The sequence below is a fragment of the Leptolyngbya sp. ST-U4 genome (genome assembly GCF_039962215.1).
Classification (GTDB): domain Bacteria; phylum Cyanobacteriota; class Cyanobacteriia; order Elainellales; family Elainellaceae; genus Leptolyngbya_A.
Window position 1 is genome coordinate 84,223 of record NZ_JAMPKZ010000002.1, and the last position, 18,048, is coordinate 102,270.

Below are 18,048 nucleotides of genomic sequence, written 5' to 3' on the forward strand. Positions count from 1 at the left end.
TTTAGCTTAGAATCAGGAATAATCACTCTATTTCCTGAAGATTTACCTTGAGTTCCCAAGCTGGAGTTTATCCTCGTAAACCTCGATGACGTTTGGCAGCCCTGGACGAAGAAGACGCGGCCTCATTCTGACGACGCAAGGTCGGCACAAGCTTGAAGCAGCAATTCAAAATGCTTCCGTTCTAGAAGGAGTCAGGCGCATCTCGATCGAAGAGCTTGCTGCTCGTGCCAACCTTGATGCTGGAACGGTTTCAAGGGTTCTGGATCTAGACAAGAGCGATCGCAATTCAATCAAAAAATTATTTGCCGTATTTGCTCTGGAACTTACCCCAGCAGATTTTACAACTCCCAGTCCCCCCATCCCATTCGGGAATGCTGAGAAAAGGGTTGATTGGGGTGATGCTCCTGAAGTTAATACTTTCTATGGACGGGAAGATGAGCTTGCTGATTTGTCGAGATGCATTGTGACCGATCGCTATCGCTTAGTTACCATTATTGGCAGTGGAGGAATTGGTAAAACAACGTTGTCGGTCAAGCTCGCTGAATCAGTTCAGGAGCAGTTTGAGTTTGTGATTTGGCGATCGTTGATTAATGCTCCACCCTTAACTGAATTGGTTGTCGATCTGGTGAAAGTTTTGTGTAAACAGGAAACAACCGATTTGAGCATCAATCGACTTCAGCAGTATTTACGGGAACACCGTTGCTTAATTGTCCTGGATAATATTGAGACTATTTTGCAGGATGGACCCGAACTAGAGGACTACCCGAACGTTCGCCCTGGCTATTACCGCCAGAACTACAGCGACTACGGCAGCTTGTTTAGCTGGGTGGCGACTGGACGGCACAATAGTTGCTTCGTTTTAGCGGGTCGAAAAAGACCCGATGAGTTTGTGACCTTTGATAATGCAAGATTTCGGGTGTATCTCTTGGGAGGGTTAAGTAGCTCAGTCAGCCAACAGCTAATTCAGGATCAGGGTTTACTGGAAGATTCGGAGCAGGATTTAAGAACCCTGGTTCAACGATACACGGGTAATCCCCTGATGCTGAAAATTGTAGTCTCCAACATTCAGCAATTTTTTGGGCGCAGTATTTCCAATTTTCTCAAGGGAAGCAACTTTATTCCACCTCGAATTGGTGATTTACTGGATAAACAGTTTCAAGGACTTTCAAGCTTAGAAAAGCAGGTGATGTACTGGCTGGCGATCGAGCGTGAGCCTGTTTCCGTGAAAGAGTTATACCCCAACTTTGAACCCCCGGTCGATCTTGCAGACCTACTGGCAGCAATCCAGGATTTACAGCAGCGATCGCTGATTGAGAGTTCTCAGAACAAGTTTTTCACACTGCAGCCCGTTGTAATGGAATACGCGATAGACAAACTCAGCAGACAAGTTTGTAATGAAGTCATCACACAAAGCCCAGGACTTTTACAGACCCATGCACTCATAAAAGCGCAAACAGTCGATTATGCAAGAGATTTTCAAACCAGAACAATTCTAGGAATGCTAGAGAGTGCTCTCCTTAAAAGGCTCAGAAACACGCCGAGCATTGTAGAACATTTAACCCGATTAATAGGAACTTTGCAGAGAAATAATTTGACGATGGGCTATACAGCCGGAAATATCATTAACTTACTCTATTACTTGAAAGCAGATTTGACCAACTATGATTTTTCTGGTTTGACCGTTCGTCAGGCTTATTTGCCTGAGGTGAAGTTACACGAGGTGAACTTTGCCGATGCGGATTTAACCGAGTCCGTTTTTTCGGAAACGCTGGGACCCATTTCTGCTGTAGAGTTTAGTCCAGATGGCAAACTGCTCGCCACCGGCGATGCCATTGGAGAAGTACGGTTGTGGCAGGTTGAAAACACTAAACTTTGCTTGATTCTTCAAGGACATGAAGATTGGGTTCGATCGGTTTCGTTTCATCCGACTAAATCCCTAATGGTTAGTGGAAGCGGTGATTATACGCTGAGAATCTGGAACACTCGAACTGGTCAATGTTTAAGGGTTTGTCGTGGACACAGCGCCCGGATTCGATCGGTGAAAATTGACCCAACGGGACGATGGGTTGCCAGTGCTGGAGCGGATCAAACCATTCGCCTTTGGGATGTGGAAACGGGAGACTGTTTGAGGATTCTCGAAGGTCACAGCGATCGGGTTCGTTCAGTAGACATTGTTGCAGTAGACACTGTTGCAGATGCCCAAAATTCTCTGCTCCTGGCAAGTGCCAGTGAAGATCAAACAATTAAACTTTGGGATGCCAATACAGGAGCCTGTTTAAGAACATTAACCGGACATACCAACTGGGTGAGATGTGTTGCGTTTCATCCAGAAGGCAAGTTGCTTGCCAGTGCCAGTTCCGATATGAGCGTTAAACTGTGGAACGTCATGACGGGCGAATGTATCAGAAGCTTGGGTGGACACACAGATTGTGTGCGATCGGTGCGCTTCAGCCCGGATGGAAAAAGACTGGCTTCGGCAAGCTCCGATGAAACGGTCAGACTGTGGGACACGGATACCGGACTTCACCTGCAAACCTTGCTGGGGCACTCGAACTGGGTTCGCTGTATTACTTTTGCTCCTCAAGGTGACGTGTTAGCGAGCGGGAGTGCTGATCGCAGCGTCAAACTTTGGAACGTGGATACAGGGCAGTGTCTTCGTACTCTTCAAGGTCGCGCTCGCTGGGTTCGTTCTGTCGCTTTTAGTCCCGATGGGAATCACTTGATTGCTGGAAGTGCAGATCACGCACTGCGGCTTTGGAATGTTCAGACAGGAGAATGTGTTCGGACGTTTCGTGAACAAACCAATTGGATTCAGTCTGTTGCTTTTAGCCCAAATGGTCATGTGATTGCCAGCGGCAGCGGTGACAAAATTGTTCGAACTTGGGATTGCCGCACCGGGCAATGCTTGAGGCAATTAGAAGGACACACCAAACGCGTTTTGTCTGTGATGTTCAGTCCAGATGGGAGAATCTTGGCAAGTACTGGAGACGATCGAACCATTCGGCTCTGGGATGTACCTTCAGGGGTGTGCTTGAGAGTTCTTGAAGGACACACCGGACGCGTCAGAGCAATTGCCTTTAGCCCAGTGGCTTCTGATCAAAGCCGTCCTCTGCTTTTAGCCAGTGCTGGTGAAGAAGAAATCGTCCAACTCTGGAATGCTGAGACTGGCGAATGCCTCAGATCCTTTATCGGGCACACAAATCGAGTCCGATCGATTGCCTTCAGCCCAGATGCAACTTGGCTTGCCAGCGGTAGCGAAGATAATACGGTTCGACTATGGGATGTGATAACTGGAGAATGCATTGTCGTACTGCTAGGACATACGGGACGAGTCCGCTCTGTTGCCTTTAGCCCAATTGATCTTACCCTGGCAAGCGGTAGCGAAGATAATACAGTCAAGCTGTGGAATACTCAAACCCGTCAGTGTCTGCATTCACTTGAAGGACATACTGAAAAGGTTTGCTCTGTAGCATTCAGCCCGAATGGTCAATTTTTAGCAACTGGCAGCGGAGATGAGTCGATTCGCCTTTGGGACGTGGCTCAAGGCACCTGTTTGAAGGTTCTCAAGACCAAAAACCTCTACGAAGGCATGAATATCACCAGAGCCAGGGGTTTAACGGAAGCACAAAGGATCACATTATTGGCACTGGGAGCAATTGAAGGAAATTGAATCTTGAGCGAGAGGCTCATTCCGATCCCTCTTTTGTTACTACCATAGAAGAGAAGACGTTCAAGGCACATCAAGCTGCTTTCAGGTCTGGGATTGAAAGGATCTGGAAGGTATCCATCCAATCCATTAACTGATGTAAGGCTCGTTTGAGTCCAGGCACTGGAAAAACATGTAACCATTGTTCTAACCATGCCCATAGTAATCTGGTAGAACCGGACTGAGCGACGAGTCCCGAAGATGATTTCGCAGATATCACGGCGTTGAGTGGGCTATCCGGCTAAAGGTTGGTCGTAAGCACGCCAGCAGTTGTAGCGCACTCGTTGTCCTTTGGCATGAGCACGCCATGATTGGAACGAATTGGGACAATATAAGGCAACTTTAATTGATGTAGAACGCCTGTGACATCGCCACTTTCCCCATATCAGCTATCGGCTAACACCCGTTCAATTACAAATCCCATGGCTCGAATTTCACGAATGATCTCCACGGCTATCTGCGATTAGAGGGATCAGTTCTGACAATTTCCTCAACGGCGATCGTTTCCTATTGTTATACGGCGTTGCATAATTAGAGTATGAATTAGGGTTGGTTTTCATGCAATGTCCGGAGTGCGGCTCGACTCACATTCGTAAAAACGGCATCAAGAAGGGTAAACAAAATCACATCTGTGTCGATTGCAAGCGTCAATTTGTTGATCGCTATGAAGCCCACAAAGGCTACAGTGACGAAGTGAAACGGGAGTGCCTCAAACTGTACGTCAATGGCATGGGATTCCGTGCGATTGAGCGTGTTAAAGGAGTTCATCACACCACAATCATCACTTGGGTCAAACAAGTCGGGGAACGGTTGCCTGATGCCTAGGAACCAGAATCAACGCCCCAAGTCGCGGAACTTGATGAATTAGAAACCTTTATTGGCTCAAAAAAACAAGATTTGGCTCTGGACAGTGGTTGACCACTTCCAAGCAGGAATTTTAGGTTGGAGGTTGGGTGACCACAGTGCTGAAACGTTCCGACCCCTCTGGGCGATTGCGAAGCAATGGAGTTGTTATTTCTACGTGACTGATGGATGGAAGGTGTATCCCCAGTTTATTGACGCAGGCGACCAAATTGTGAGCAAGACGTATATGACCAGAATTGAAGGTGAAAACACAAGGTTGCGACATTATCTGGCGCGATTGCATCGCAAAACGTTGTGCTATTCCAAGTCAGTAGAAATGCTGGCACACTCAATTCGGTTGTTACAGCACTATCTCAAGTTCCACGATGTTCCGGTGCCTTGTTGAGTCATACCCTTAATAAGCAACGCCTGTTATACAATCCTCTAGATTTGCAGTGTCAATCTAGGAAGGAGAGTTTGAGGCAAAATAAAGATAAGCTCTCTAGATTTTTGAGCTCTACAAATCTTGATATGTCAATTGTGCATTTGCCCAATCTGTTTCTTCTAGAAATTGGGCAAAGGTGGTAAGAAGCCCGGGAAATGCTTCTCGTAAACGGAGAACATCCGCTTGATAGCCTTGCTTTCGATACCACTGAATTAAATCGAACAACGATTTGCGAAATAGAAGTAGGAAAACCCAGGGAGAGATTTCCTTGTAAATTACAGGACTTCCCTGTGCTCTCGAAAATGCCTCTGCCATTTGTTTAGGGGTTAATACGTCCCCAGCCAGTTCAATGGCTTGCCCCACATACTGAGAACGGTGCTTCATCACATGGGCAGCCACTCGTCCCATATCTTTTGTTGTAATCAGATGCAGCGGCTTATCGGGTTGAACTGCAAAGGGAAAAGATCCTTTAAGAATAGACGGTCGGGTGTATTGCTTCCAAAACTCTTCCATAAATAGGCAAGCTCGCAGCATTGTTGTAGGTAAGTTCGCTTGCTTTAGAATGTGCTCGACTTGATGCTTCTGCTCAATGTGGGGAATGCCAGAATTGCGATCGACTCCTCCCGCAGAATTATAGACAAAATGTCTAATATTGGCTTGCCTAGCAGCTTGTGCAACTCGCTCTGCCCTTGCAATTTCTTGTGAGTCAGGCTTGGCAGAATCTGCAGCAGTTCCATGGCAGTAAACGGCTGAAACCCCTGTAAAGGCTGCTTTTAATGAAGACTCATCATCGAGATCCGCTTCAATTAGCTCAACACCGCTGTTATGCAATTTCAACAGGGAAGGACGCTCAAGGTCAACTTTACGAGTTACAGCCCGCAGATCAGTCACATTTTGTTCAAGCAATCCTTTGACTGCATTGCTGCCCGTTCTTCCAGTTACCCCTATCAATAACACTTTACCGATTGCTGTCCCTGCAGCATCAGACTTTGAAGCGTTCATCTTCGCACACCCTCCAATGCTCTATAACCCAGTTTAGTCCTTGAGAAAAAGCTGTTCCAGGGAAATGGCATCAGAGACAATGCGGTGAGGAAATGATGCAAACTTTGAGGATCCTCGAGCCCCACTGCTATGGTAATGGCAGGCAGAGATTTACGTTTGATGTCTGAGATTAGCCCCAAGTGCAAGAGTTTGAAGGCCTCAAAGCTCTACACTTCGGGAAATAACGATTGAAACAATTGGCAGCACTCATTGAAAAAGGTCAAGGTTGGACGGACTTCACTAGGGGAGGCACAGGGCCTATCTCCGCCCGAGGACTATGCCGTCTCATCTTTCGACATAGACGCTCGCCCCTCCAGCAACAAAGGAAGCAATAAAAGTTCTACCCCAATCAGCAGCACAACAGAGATGCCAAACACGATCGTTCCAATGGCATTGAGCGAAGGGCTAAGATTGGCACCCAGGAAGGTATAGATTGACACGGGTAGCGTGGGTTCAAACCCTGATACAAACCAGGCGATGATAAATTCATCAAAGGAAAAAGTAAATGCTAGCAACCAGGCTCCCGCAATTCCCGGAATCGCCCAGGGTAGAATCACGCGGTAAAGTGCCTGCCACTCATTCGCGCCCAAATTCCAAGCGGCTTCTTCGATATCTTTTGGCATTTGAGCCAGGCGTAGACTGACTAGCGCGATCGCGGTCGGCATCAGAATGACGACATGAGTAAGGAAGACGCTCAGGATTTGCCCTTGCAGATTGAGACGAGATAGTAGCCCCAGAAATGCGACCCCCAGGATTAAGGGCGGCACCAGAATCGGCACAATGAATAGCGTAGACAAGAAGCTCTTGCCCGGAAAGTCAAATCGATTCAGGGCGTAGGCAGCAAAGAAGCCAATCGCCGTTGCGGCTGCCGCTGCCAGAGGTGACACAATCAGGCTGCGCTGAAGGGCTTGCAGCAATCGACCATCCGTCAGCAATTCCTGATACCACTGCATTGTCCATCCTGCCCAGGGCAAAGTTGGAAAACGGGCATCTTCAAAGGAAAACGCGATCAGGGTGACAATTGGCAGCATCAGAAAAATAAATCCTATTAGCAGGTAGCCCCATCCCGCGATCGCCAGCCCTAAGTCAATGCCCCGTTTCTGCGGTGCGCTCATGTTCACTGCTCCGATTCAGCCAGTTTAAATCCAGTTACCAAAATCACAATCATGATGCCAATCAGGAGGGTTGCCAGGGCAGAAGTGCGCGGCAAATTGGTAGAAGCCGCATACTCGTTCAGGATGATGGTCGAGAATAGAGGGAATTTTCCCAAAATCGATTGACCTGTACCGCCGCCCAGAATCGTACCCGATAGCACATCCCCCAGGCTGATAATCAAACCAAAAACTGCGCTGTAAACAATTCCCGGCTTGCTGAGCGGCAGCACGACCCGCCAGAAGGTTTGCCACTGGGTTGCTCCTAAATTACGAGCCGCTCCCATTAAGGTGCGATCGACGTTTCGCAGCACCAGATAGAGAATCAAAATCATAATCGGGGCAAGGTAGTGCAGCAAACCAATGCGAGTGCCCCATTGAGTAAACATGATTTGCAATGGCTCTTTGATCCAGTTCAGTTGCACAAGCAGCGAATTGAGCAAGCCGTTATTGTTGAGGATAGTTTGCCAGGCGTAAAGGCGGAGAATATAGCTTGTCCAGAACGGCGTAATTGCCAGTACCAAAAGCAATCTCTGAAGTCGTTCGGGGACTAGAAACACTAATGCCATCGCAAAGGGATAGCACAGCAGAATACCGACTGCCGCTGTGGTAAAAGCGACCCAGAGCGACTGGGCGATCGCATAGCCATAGCGCGACCGTGTAAAGAATTGACTGAAAATATCCAGGTAATTCGACAGAGAAAAGCCAGGAACTGCTCGATAATTTTCGACGCTCCAAAATCCAATCCAGATGAGAAAGAGCAGGGGCAGCAGGAAAAGAATACTGTCGTAAATAACGGCAGGTGCAAGACAAAAATATTTCAGGAGGCTGGTTTCTTGAGGCAGCCAGCGGGCGCGCGATCGCCGAGGGGAAATCGGAAGTTGCTTGGTCACAATCGTCATTTCCTCACTATTTCCTCACTGAATCCGTTCGCCTAGTAAAACGGTGTCCTGAGTTTTCCAGACGAGTTGCAATCTGGAATTAATCGGAACTGCCAGAGTGTGATCGAGGGCTTCTTGACGAATCATTCGCACTTCGTAGCCCGTGTCGGTTTCCAGAAAATAGATCACCTGCGATCCCATAAATTCAAAGCCTCGCAGTGTCGCATCAATTTTGTTTTCTAGTCTGTTTTCCACTGAACCCTCTGTGGAAGCGAGCGCAACCCGTTCAGCCGGAACCACGATCGTCACCCGGTCGCCCACCTGGTGCGGCTGCTCTCGCCAGAGTGCCTGCATCGTGCCTTGCGGACAGCGAACCGTTACCCGATCTGGACTGACACTGATCACCTCACCGTCAAACAGATTGTTGTTTCCTACAAACTCGGCAACAAAGTGGGTTGCTGGACGGCTGTAAATTTCCGCAGGCGTTCCCACCTGTTCAATCCTGCCCCCATTCATCACCACGACGCGATCTGCCATCGAAAACGCTTCGTTCTGATTGTGAGTGACATAAATAAACGAAATGCCCAACGACTGCTGGAGCCGCTTTAGTTCACCCTGCATCCGCACCCGTAGATGGGGGTCGAGGGCACTCATCGGTTCATCGAGCAGCAGAATTTTGGGTTCGGTGATCAGGGCACGGGCGATCGCCACGCGCTGTTTTTGCCCGCCGCTCAATTGGCTAATCCGGCGATCGAGCAACGGTTCCAGGTGCATCATTGCAGCAATTTCTCGCACTTTGCGCTTGACCTCTGCTTTGCGATGAGTCATCAACGTCAGCCCAAAGGCAATGTTTTGCTGCACGTTAAGGTGGGGAAACAAAGCAAAGCTCTGCCAAACCATTGGTGTATTGCGCTGATGCACCGAAAGAGCAGTAATGTCTTTCTCCTGAAGTCGAATCTCACCCGATGTCATTCCTTCCAGCCCGGCAATGATTCGCAGGAGTGTTGTTTTCCCGCACCCGCTCGGACCCATAATCGCGATGAACTCCCCTGCCTTGACCCTCAAATCGATGTTCTCCAGCACCTTGAGCGAGCCAAATTGCTTTGAGACTTCGCAAATTTCTAAATCGTGAGCAGTCGAAGCCGTTGCGCTCTCCGTTAGCGATGAGCCAAGGTTTGCCCTCGCAGATGGGTTCGATTGCAGCTCGGTCACAGAAGAATGGTTCATAGGAATAAAGATTTGATCGGATGAGGGAATTGGGGAGAAATCAGACATCAACCCGTCGCTTCAGCAAGCTTGCTCTCCACTAGCTGGTCTTAAATTCGTTGTAGAGGTCTTGCCAAACCTTTTCGGGCTGATTGACGGGCAGCTGACGGGCACGGGTGCGCTCTAGTTGCACCTCTACAAGCGTCTTGTTGGGATTGGCTTTATCTGGAACGTACCCCAGCAGTTGCTTCTCCGCATCGCTCATAAACTGAGGGGCTTTCAGGTTCGGTGCTATGCCCTTGTAAGCTTTCGCGTTTGCTAGCTTGGCTTGAGTTTCGGGCAGCGTCATGTACTGCACCCACTTCAGTGCGAGTTCCTTATTTTTGCTTGCAGAGCAGAGCGTTGCGCCTTCGCTCCAGCGAATCGATCCTTCTTGGGGAACGACTGCCGCAAAGTTTGTTTTGCCGTCTGCGATCGCATTTTGAATCAACCAGTCTCCCACGGGGCCTGCAATTACGCTTTCGTTGATAAAGGCATTGGTAATGTCTTGAATATTAGGCGTAATCAGCGCCACGTTCGGTTTGACTTTAATCAGCCAGTCCTTCACTTGCTGCAACTGCTGCTCTGTCAACGCATAGGGATTTGGGTTGTCGGGAAAGAGTGCAAGACTGGCGTTGCCCATGTTGGGAAGATACCAGTCAAAAAAGGCAACCTTACCCTTTAGTTTCGGGTTGGTGAGAAAATTCCAGCTAGTGACTTCTTCGGGCTGAATATATTTGCTGTTGTAGGCAATGCCATAGTTGCCAAAGCGAGTTCCCACTGCCATCATTTGATCTTCCAGAAAGAAGCCAGGAAATTTTTGATAGCCAGCCGTAAAGTTTTGCAGATCGGGAAAATCAGCCGGGTTAAGGGAATCGATCGCGCCTAGCTGCATGAGTTTGGTGACATATTCCCCATCGGAGATAATGCCATCAAATGTGCCGGGCGGAGACTGATTAAAGAACTGAAGCATTTGTTCGCCACCCACATAGGTTTTGAACTCAACCTTGACGTTATTGTCCTGCTCGAACTTCCCAATAATCTCCGGCTCGTCATAGCCTGCCCAGGACAAAATCCGAAGCGTGCCGCCGCCACCCGACGCAGCAGGGCTGGCTCCTGTCGAAGCTTGTTCCTGAGCGTTCGCACAGCTTGTTAGCTTGGTGGTTGCTGCGGTGAGCGTTGCCAGAGACGCATGCTGGATAAACTTACGGCGCGTAATCGACTGCAAAAAAGAGGCGTTAGAAGAATCCGAGTTTCTGTAGTTCATAGCAGTGCTAATGAGAGGAAGGATGAAATCGAACAAAACTTGTTGAACAACTTGCGGTGTTTTCTAGGGCTCAGGAAGATAGGGGTAAAATCACTTCGGCAACATTTGCAGGCGAAGGACTTTGATCGCGATAGGCCGTATTCAATCGCTGAATCGGTAATGGCTGACTCAGCATTTTTTGAAATGCCGTATCCATCATCGGACGCAGCGTTTGGCTTTGTTGATGCCACTGGTCGCGATAGCTGCGATAGGCTGCCAGATGCTCTCCCAGTTCTGCCAAAAGGTCGGACTCATTGACCGTCAAAACCTGTCCATCTTTCACAATCAGTTGTCCGTTCACATAAACCTGACGAATCGATCGCCCCCGCTCCGAATACACCAGATGAATGGGAAGTTGATTGCGCGGGGTAAAGGTCAGGGAGTTGAGGTCATACAGCACAAAATCGGCTTTCATTCCCGGCGCGATCGCCCCGATCTGGTCTTGCAGCAGTGTGGATCTCGCGCCGCCCCTGGTTGCCCATTTGAGCACATCAGCTGCCCTGGGATAAAACTTGCGATCGCCATCGGTTGCAGAATGTACTAAGCCCGCCATTTTGATTACATCAAACAGGTTAAAGCTGTCCATGCCATCAGTCCCCAGCGCAAGATTGACTCCGGCTGCCATCAACTCGCGAATCGGCGCAATTCCACTGCACAAACGATGATTACTGACGACGTTATGAACCACCGTTGCTCCGGCTTCTGCCACTAAATCAATATCCGCCTGCGATAGCCAGACTCCGTGCGCGATCGTTGTTCGGTGCGTCAAAATCCCGTGTCGTTTTGCATAGGCAACGACTGATTCTCCGTAAAATTCTGCGCCGGTCACTGCCTGCATTCGGGTTTCCAGCAGGTGCGTGTGAATGGGCACGTTGAATTCTTCTGACAGGGCGGCAATCTGATGCATCAGTTCAGGGGTAACTCGCTGCGATGCGGAGGGAGCCAGGACGGTGGTAATCAGGTCTGCCTGTCTGTGCCAGTCTCGGTAGAGTTGCCGGAAGACGGATTCCCACTCGGCTGGAGTACAGGTACTTACTGAAATAAAGCTTTGCTTCTGCTCATCGCTCAGGTGGTCAGCCAGATAAGGAACCGTTTCGTGAAGCGGCTTGTTGATGGCGTGAACCGATAAACTTGCCCGCACCCCTAAATCAACGTATGCCTGTGCCACTGCCCCAAACATTTCGGGGGGAGTATAGGGCAATGCGTAGATGTCGTCTTGCATTGTGGTTGTGCCATGCTTCACCGCTTCCAGGGCTGCGACCATTGTGCAGAGGTAATGCAGGCGGGGGTTTAGTCGCTCGTTAGGGGGCAGATACAGCATCCACTGCTCTAAAGGCAATGCTTCATAGCCACACTTTTCTAAAACTCCTACGGTCGTATGGGTGTGAGCATCCACAAAGCCAGGAATTAACAAGAGATCAGTCGCATCGACAATTTGATCGGCAGTAACGTCTAGCTCTGGGGCAATTTGGATAATACGCTCGCCTTCAATGAGCAGATCCACACAGCAAGGCGATAAATCCAAACTGCCATCCGGTTGTTGAACAAAGGGAAGAACAGTTGCGCGACGAATGAGTTTACGAAACATAGTGCCTACGAAACATAGTGCAGGGGACGACTAAAACGATGAATGGATAAAGACTGGCTAACAGCGGTTGACAGCATTTTTTCAACAGCAGGACGAATCCGCTCTGCCTGCTGCAAAATCTGCTTACGATGAACGGCGTATTCGGGCAAACGATCCTGCAACTCTGCCACGATATCGGCTTCGTTGACCGTTAACACCCGTCCCTGATCAACCACTAATTGACCATTGATAAAGACTTTGCGAATCGAACTGCCATTCTCGGCATACACTAGGTGAATCGGTAGTTGATAACGGGGAGTGAAACTGAGGGTATTGAGATCGTAGAGAACCAGATCGGCTTTCATTCCCGGTGCGATCGCCCCAATCTCGTTGTGCAGCAGGGCAGATCTGGCTCCTCCATAGGTTGCCCATTTCAATATATCTGCGGCTTTCGGGTAGCGATCGTAGGAAGTATCCATCGCCGAATGCACCAGCCCTGCGGCTTTAATTACATCAAATAGATTAAAGGAATCATTGGAACTCATGCCGTCTGATCCCAGCGCAATGTTGACTCCCGCATCCATTAATTCTCGAATTGGTGCAATGCCACTGCACAGGCGATGATTGCTGACCACGTTGTGAATCACCGTTGCTCCGGCTTCTGCAATCAGTTCAATGTCTTGTGTGGATAGCCAGACTCCGTGGGCGATCGCCGTTCGATGCGTCAAGATTCCGTGTCGCTTTGCATAGGCAACGACTGATTCGCCATACAGTTCCGGTCCGGTCATTGCCTGGGTTTTGGTTTCCAGCAGATGCGTGTGAATGGGCACATCGTATTCTTCAGATAGGGTGGCAATCCGGTGCATCAAATCAGGCGTGACGCGCTGCGATGCAGAAGGAGCCAAAACAGTTGTCACCAATCCTCGATAGCCCTGCCATTTTTGGTAAACCTGACGAAACAAATCAACCCACGCATCATCAGAAAGTCCCTGAGCCGCTTCTAGATCCTGCTTCACGTCGGCGGGCAGGAAGTCGCTCAAATAAGGAACAGTGTGGTGCAGCGGTTGGTTGATTGTGTGGAGCGAGAGACTGACTCGCATCCCGACATCAACATAGGCTTGGGCAACCGCATCAAAAATTTCTGGCGTAACATAGGGCAGCTCCAGCAAATCATCCTGAATTGTGGTTCCCCCATATTTCACCATCTCCATTGCACCGATTAGCGTGCGGAGGTAGCACAAACGCGCATCAAGGTGCTGGGATTGCAATGGCGGGTAGGTATAAAGCATCCATAGCTCCAGGGGCGATGCTTCATGGTTACCCTTCTCCAAAATTTCCATTGAGTGAGCATGAGCATTGACAAAGCCAGGAATCAAAAGGTGATTTGCTGCATCAATCACTGAGGCGGACGGCGGCGCAGATTCAATGGCAGGAGCAACCTGAGCAATGCGATCGCCCTCGATCAACACATCAGCAATCTGAGGCTCTAAGTTCAGGGAACCGTTCGCTTGTCGCGTGAAGGGAAGAACGGTCGCATTTTTAATTAAAACAGTATTTTCCATTATCCTGATCCTTACGAAGGAGAACACAGAATCGAAGCAAATGGTTTAATCGTCGAAGAATACGGTTCATGATGCACTTGAGAGAAAAGATGAATCAATCCATAGATGCTGAAGAAGAATCAGGTGGAAGTGAGATTTGGAATGAAACCGCATTGCTGCATTAGCAAGTGCCAAACTGAAGACCAAGCTGTTTCAGCCATTTTCGGTAAGCAATCGACATTTTGTCGCAGGGAAAATGGAACTCCTGCTGCAAATTGAGCGGCAGCTGAGCGATCGAGGCTGAAGTTTGAATTGAAAAAACTGCTAAGAATTTAACGAATCACTAAAATCTTAATTGCCTTAGCCTCACTGTAAAGAAAGGAGCAACTCAAAAAAGTTATTTATAATACAACCGTAACTCCCTGAACTAGAGTTGCTATTTTGGTAATTAATACATCGAAAGTTGTGTTTTTCAAAGGCCATGACTCCAACCAATTCCGTTCCTCCAGCATCGATCGCCCTCGACGATCTCGATCGCGCGATTATCGGGCTGCTTAAAACCGATGGGCGCATGTCTTTTGCTGAAGTTTCTAAACGGCTGAATTTGCCGGAAGCAACTGCCCGCTATCGGGTGCAGCGACTCTTGCAGTCCAAGATCGTCAAGATTCACGCTACGCCAAATCCAGAGCATCTGGGTACACCTCGCGTCATGATTGTTCAACTCTTTGTGGAAAACGGCAAGATTGATGCAGTTGCAGCCGCACTGGTTGAAATCGACGAAGTTCAATTCGTTGCGGTTACTGCGGGTCATCACAATATCGTGGTTGATGTTTTCTTTGGAACGCACGATGAGCTGCTCAATTTTTATGCAAAGCTTCACGAAATTCCAGGCGTGATTCGCTATGAGTCGCAGGTCGTGATGAAGCTACTAAAAGCTGAGTACAAATATGTAATGAGCTAGCGTAAATGTTACTTTGCCTTCTCAAAATTGCTCAATTGCCTACTGCATAACGTTTTGGACAACCTGTCTATCTAAAAGTCAGGAAAGCTTGATTTGTGGCAGCATCTTTTTCTTCTGCTAAGGTATTCGTAACTAAAGCAATATGTTTTTGCTAAATTCTTCATCTGAAAATGCAGAAGTATTTTTTCATTGATGAAGAAGCAAAATGAATTGTGGATTTAGTAAGATAAACTCCGATTTTGTATTGAGAGCTACATCAACTGCGGCTTCAGTGCATTTATTCTGAACTCCAAGGCAGCAGAAAACGCAGGTCTTGCAAGATCGCTTGTTAAAAGGCAGAGCTAGTTAGGCAGAGTTAGTTAGGTAGAGCCAGTTAGATTAAAATCGTTAACCTGCACTTTGGCTCTGTAATAGACGCGAAAAAAGACGCGAAGAATCAATACTTTCAGCGATCGTGATTTGCTGCTCAACAGAATTCTTGAAAGAAAGCGAGTCTTCTATGCATCCACTAATGATGGGTTCATTGAGTTGGGTTGAGTACCAGCAGCGGCTTCAGGATGGAAATGCGATCGTCCTGATTCCCTGCGGTGCCCTGGAACAGCATGGTCCTCACTTACCGCTCGGTACGGATGCATTGCTTAGCACCGCGATCGCGCAAAGCGTGGCAGAGCAAATCAGCGGTATTGTTGCGCCAACCGTCAGCTATGGCTACAAGTCGCAGCCTAAGTCGGGCGGAGGACAGCACTTTCCAGGAACGACCAGTTTGGATGGCAACAGTCTGATCCAAATGATTCGAGATGTCGTGCGCGAACTGGCGCGACAGGGGGCAGATCAAATTGTTGTCCTGAACGGTCACTACGAAAATCAGTGGTTTCTCACCGAAGGAATTGAACTTGCCGTGCGCGATATGGGCAGTGCATCAAAACTGCGGGTGATGCGCGTCGAGTATTGGGAGTTTCTGACCGAGAACATTTTGGCTCAAGTCTTTCCAGACGGTTTTCCTGGCTTTGCGCTGGAACATGCTGCTGTGATGGAAACTTCACTGATGGCGCACTATCATCCGAAACTCGTCAGACTCGACCTCATTCCTGACGTTCCCCCTGTGGAATTTCCAGCCTATGACGTCTACCCTCAGCGTCCAGAGTGGGTTCCTGCATCGGGCGTTCTCTCTTCTGCCAAAGCTGCCACTGCTGAAAAAGGGGCACTGATGGCAGACCATCTCACCCGAACCATTGCAGCCGCCGTTCAACGGGAGTTTCAATTGAGTTCAGCCTTAGCTGCATCGAACGGAATGGCTGCGCTTCGCTGAACGATTTATCCGCGCTGATTTTCTCACTTTATTCTCGATTGCCTTTTCTTCATGCAGAATCCTGATATCGTTCCGATTCAGCCGATTAGCGGCACGGTTCTTCCCCGTTATGCGGGTGCCTCTACCTTTGCTCGATTGCCCGAACTGCGCGATGTGAACCACTGCGATGTCGCGATCGTCGGTATTCCTTTTGATGCGGGGACGAGTTTTCGTCCAGGGGCGCGATTTGGACCGCAGGCAATCCGTCAAGCGTCGCGAAATCTGCGGACGCAGTATCATCCTGCCTATAACGTGGAGCCGTTTATGGTGCAGCAGGTTGCCGATGCCGGAGATATTGCCTGTAATCCATATCATATTAATCAGGCAATCGAACAGATTGAAGCGGCTGCGACCGAACTTCTAGCACAGTGTGGGGCGATTGTGAGTTTAGGGGGAGATCATACGATCGCCTATCCGCTGCTGAAGGCAATTAATCGACGTTACGGACCCGTTGCACTCGTTCACTTCGATGCCCATCTCGATACCTGGGACACCTACTTTGGTGCGCCCTACACGCACGGAACCCCATTTCGCCGCGCGGCTGAAGCAGGCTTATTTTTAGACGATGCCTCAATCCATGTTGGCATTCGGGGCCCGCTCTATAGCCGCAATGATTTGAACAAAGATAGTGAACTGGGATTCAAAATTGTCCACTGTGATGAGTTTGAAACGATCGGCATCACTGGAGTTGTCGAGCGAATTCGGGAACGGGTCGGCGATCGTCCTTTGTATTTATCCATTGATATTGATGTGCTCGATCCGGCTCATGCACCGGGCACGGGCACGCCTGAAGTTGCCGGAATGACCAGTCGCGAATTATTGGGCGTGCTACGCGGACTGGCGGGTCTTTCGGTCATTGCTGCGGACGTTGTAGAGGTTGCACCTGCATACGACCATGCAGAGATTACCTCGCTTGCCGCTGCCACAGTGGCTTACGAACTGATAAACCTGCTGGCACTCAGTCCAAAACTCAGTCCAAAACTCAATCCTCAATCAAGTCAGAATAATTCGCTCTCAAGTTCCTACCAGAGCGACGAGAACGTTTTATTGAACGAGTGAATGAATTGCAGAGGTTATTTGAAGCCATTTAATTAAAGATAGGGTGGTGTATTAAAGAATGCAGCGATCGCGGGAGCGGGTATCATTCGCTTACTTGGTTTTGAAGTGAAACAAGCAGTTGAGCAAGGGCATCTCTTGACCCTTACAAATCAAGCTTTGCTCTAACAATAGTCCCCAGGAACTTCCAACTTTGGGCGATCGCCTAAATGGTTTTAATGCAGAAATATTCCGCATTAGTTGGTGTGTTGTAATTCGCTTCAACAATCTCAAAACCTGCTCGCGTTAGCATTGCCTCGATAATCCATCCATAAGTGCTGTGTTCTTCCCGTACGTGCATCTCAAAATCTTTGGCTGTCCACCCTTCTCCAGCGGGTTTAGCAACCTGTTTAATCCAATCATTGATTGATGCTTCGTAGTCTGCGGCTGGAAAGGAGAAGATGACATCTCGCAGATAAAACACGCCGTTCGGCTTTAACATCGCCGCAATTCTCAGGAAAGCTGCCATCTTCCAAAAATCGGGGAGAATGTGCAGTGCATTTTTAGTGACGACGAAATCGACGAATTGGTCTTGATGCTCATAGCTTAGAAAGCCTGCCTGATGAAACTTGAGCGTAGTTACGCCTGCTTTTTGTGCTTTGTTTTGAGCATTGGTGAGCATCGCCTGTGAGATATCGATCGCGTGGACAGAAGCTCCCGTCAGCGCAGCTTGAATGGCAAAATTTCCTGTGCCCGCACCTAAATCAATAACCGTATGTTCCGCAGCAATTCCTAATCGGGTTACTAAAGCCTGTTCCTTTTCGGGTGTGCTCGATGTTTGATTGCGATCGTACACTGCAACCTGTGCAGCATCCTCAAAGTCGATGCCAGCCATAGTGGATTCATCAAAATACCAGGCAGGAAAAGTGGGCATCGGTTTCACCGAGTCGTAAATCGTCCCATTTCCGGCAAGGGCGA

General features: G+C 48.8%; 12 protein-coding genes and 2 pseudogenes. 5 read left to right on the forward strand and 9 right to left on the reverse strand.

Features of this window, described 5'->3' with window-relative positions:
* Positions 1-85: 85 nt before the first annotated feature.
* Entirely contained in the window at positions 86-3,670 is a 3,585-nt protein-coding gene (locus NDA02_RS05900; RefSeq protein WP_190790555.1) for an NB-ARC domain-containing protein, read from the forward strand.
* A 594-nt stretch (positions 3,671-4,264) separates the two neighbouring features.
* Positions 4,265-4,955 (forward strand): annotated as a pseudogene (locus tag NDA02_RS05905) (IS1 family transposase).
* A 111-nt stretch (positions 4,956-5,066) separates the two neighbouring features.
* Here NDA02_RS05905 and NDA02_RS05910 read toward each other — a convergent pair.
* The 8 genes and pseudogenes from NDA02_RS05910 to NDA02_RS05945 form a co-directional block, all read right to left on the reverse strand.
* Positions 5,067-5,996, reverse strand: a complete 930-nt coding sequence (locus NDA02_RS05910; protein WP_348254609.1) for an NmrA/HSCARG family protein — start codon at positions 5,994-5,996, stop codon at positions 5,067-5,069.
* Between the two features lie 83 nt (positions 5,997-6,079).
* Positions 6,080-6,259 (reverse strand): annotated as a pseudogene (locus NDA02_RS05915) (IS701 family transposase); the annotation flags it as partial.
* 51 nt (positions 6,260-6,310) lie between these two features.
* A complete protein-coding gene (locus NDA02_RS05920; RefSeq protein ID WP_348254610.1) occupies positions 6,311-7,150 on the reverse strand; it encodes an ABC transporter permease in 840 nt (279 codons plus the stop codon).
* 2 nt (positions 7,151-7,152) lie between these two features.
* Positions 7,153-8,079: an ABC transporter permease gene (locus NDA02_RS05925; RefSeq protein WP_348254612.1), complete on the reverse strand. Its 927-nt coding sequence runs from the start codon at positions 8,077-8,079 to the stop codon at positions 7,153-7,155.
* A 24-nt stretch (positions 8,080-8,103) separates the two neighbouring features.
* Entirely contained in the window at positions 8,104-9,294 is a 1,191-nt protein-coding gene (locus NDA02_RS05930; RefSeq protein ID WP_348254614.1) for an ABC transporter ATP-binding protein, read from the reverse strand.
* Between the two features lie 79 nt (positions 9,295-9,373).
* Positions 9,374-10,579 (reverse strand): extracellular solute-binding protein, encoded by a 1,206-nt coding sequence (locus tag NDA02_RS05935; RefSeq protein ID WP_348254615.1) that lies wholly within the window; start codon positions 10,577-10,579, stop codon positions 9,374-9,376.
* A 70-nt stretch (positions 10,580-10,649) separates the two neighbouring features.
* Complete coding sequence (locus tag NDA02_RS05940; RefSeq protein ID WP_348254617.1) at positions 10,650-12,206, reverse strand: amidohydrolase family protein; 1,557 nt, start codon at positions 12,204-12,206, stop codon at positions 10,650-10,652.
* 5 nt (positions 12,207-12,211) lie between these two features.
* On the reverse strand, positions 12,212-13,747 hold the full coding sequence (locus NDA02_RS05945; RefSeq protein ID WP_190790562.1) for an amidohydrolase: 1,536 nt from the start codon (positions 13,745-13,747) through the stop codon (positions 12,212-12,214).
* 460 nt (positions 13,748-14,207) lie between these two features.
* Here NDA02_RS05945 and NDA02_RS05950 point away from each other — a divergent pair, with 460 nt between their 5' ends.
* The 3 genes from NDA02_RS05950 to speB all read left to right on the forward strand — a co-directional run bounded on the left by NDA02_RS05950 (position 14,208) and on the right by speB (position 17,094).
* Entirely contained in the window at positions 14,208-14,687 is a 480-nt protein-coding gene (locus tag NDA02_RS05950; protein ID WP_190790563.1) for an Lrp/AsnC family transcriptional regulator, read from the forward strand.
* Positions 14,688-15,186: 499 nt separating this feature from the next.
* A complete protein-coding gene (locus tag NDA02_RS05955) occupies positions 15,187-15,996 on the forward strand; it encodes a creatininase (RefSeq protein ID WP_190790564.1) in 810 nt (269 codons plus the stop codon).
* Between the two features lie 51 nt (positions 15,997-16,047).
* The gene (gene speB, locus NDA02_RS05960; protein WP_348254619.1) at positions 16,048-17,094 is read left to right on the forward strand and encodes an agmatinase; all 1,047 of its coding nucleotides are present in this window, start codon (positions 16,048-16,050) and stop codon (positions 17,092-17,094) included.
* Between the two features lie 202 nt (positions 17,095-17,296).
* On the opposite strand, the gene NDA02_RS05965 is transcribed toward speB, so the two are convergent.
* Positions 17,297-18,004 (reverse strand): class I SAM-dependent methyltransferase, encoded by a 708-nt coding sequence (locus NDA02_RS05965; RefSeq protein ID WP_190791439.1) that lies wholly within the window; start codon positions 18,002-18,004, stop codon positions 17,297-17,299.
* Positions 18,005-18,048: the final 44 nt, after the last annotated feature.

Excerpts from the sequence above, each read along its gene's own strand:
- NDA02_RS05910 (WP_348254609.1), bottom strand. The coding sequence starts at position 5,996 with ATGAACGCTTCAAAGTCTGATGCTGCAGGGACAGCAATCGGTAAAGTG.
- NDA02_RS05965 (WP_190791439.1), bottom strand. The coding sequence starts at position 18,004 with ATGCCCACTTTTCCTGCCTGGTATTTTGATGAATCCACTATGGCTGGC.
- NDA02_RS05900 (WP_190790555.1), top strand. The coding sequence starts at position 86 with ATGACGTTTGGCAGCCCTGGACGAAGAAGACGCGGCCTCATTCTGACG.
- speB (WP_348254619.1), top strand. The coding sequence starts at position 16,048 with ATGCAGAATCCTGATATCGTTCCGATTCAGCCGATTAGCGGCACGGTT.
- NDA02_RS05945 (WP_190790562.1), bottom strand. The coding sequence starts at position 13,747 with ATGGAAAATACTGTTTTAATTAAAAATGCGACCGTTCTTCCCTTCACG.
- NDA02_RS05930 (WP_348254614.1), bottom strand. The coding sequence starts at position 9,294 with ATGAACCATTCTTCTGTGACCGAGCTGCAATCGAACCCATCTGCGAGG.
- NDA02_RS05955 (WP_190790564.1), top strand. The coding sequence starts at position 15,187 with ATGCATCCACTAATGATGGGTTCATTGAGTTGGGTTGAGTACCAGCAG.
- NDA02_RS05950 (WP_190790563.1), top strand. The coding sequence starts at position 14,208 with ATGACTCCAACCAATTCCGTTCCTCCAGCATCGATCGCCCTCGACGAT.
- NDA02_RS05940 (WP_348254617.1), bottom strand. The coding sequence starts at position 12,206 with ATGTTTCGTAAACTCATTCGTCGCGCAACTGTTCTTCCCTTTGTTCAA.
- NDA02_RS05920 (WP_348254610.1), bottom strand. The coding sequence starts at position 7,150 with ATGAGCGCACCGCAGAAACGGGGCATTGACTTAGGGCTGGCGATCGCG.
- NDA02_RS05935 (WP_348254615.1), bottom strand. The coding sequence starts at position 10,579 with ATGAACTACAGAAACTCGGATTCTTCTAACGCCTCTTTTTTGCAGTCG.